The sequence below is a fragment of the Dactylosporangium cerinum genome (assembly GCF_042653625.1).
Classification (GTDB): domain Bacteria; phylum Actinomycetota; class Actinomycetes; order Mycobacteriales; family Micromonosporaceae; genus Dactylosporangium; species Dactylosporangium cerinum.
Genome location: NZ_JBHSIU010000145.1, coordinates 1 through 607 on the forward strand (window position 1 = coordinate 1; position 607 = coordinate 607).

Here is a 607-nt window from a genome sequence, read left to right on the forward strand (position 1 = left end):
AGACCAACGGGATCGAACCCGCGCCTCGGCGCGACCACCAGACCTGGGCCACCTTCCTCCGCGGCCAAGCACAGGCGATCCTCGCCGCCGACTTCTTCGAAACCCGAACACTGACCGGAGCACGGCTATACGTCTTCGCCGTCATCGAGCACGCCACCCGCCGCGTCCGCGTCCTCGGCGCCACCGCCCACCCCACCGCAACCTGGACCACACAACTGGCCCGCAACCTGGTCATGGACCTCCACGACGCCGGCACCACGGTAAAGCACCTGATCCGGGACCGCGACAGCAAGTACGCAGCCGCGTTCGACGCGGTCCTCGAGGACGAAGGCATCGCGATCACGAAGACGGGTGTCCGCGTACCGCGCATGAACGCGATCATGGAACGCTGGGTGCACTCATGCCGAGCCGAACTCCTCGACCGGACCCTGATCGTAAACCGAGCTCACCTGCTACACGCGCTCCACGAGTACGAGACGTTCTACAACCAACACCGGACCCGCCGCGCGCTGCACGCCGCAGCGCCCCTACGCCCGCTCCCCCAACCGATCACGGCACCGGACCGGCTCGACCACCTCGACATCCGACGACGCGATCGACTCGGCGG

General features: G+C 67.5%; 1 protein-coding gene. It reads left to right on the forward strand.

Translation table 11 applies throughout. The annotated features are described in order from the left end of the window. A partial coding sequence (locus ACFPIJ_RS64410; RefSeq protein WP_380129451.1) for an integrase core domain-containing protein occupies positions 1-607 on the forward strand: 607 nt, incomplete at both ends.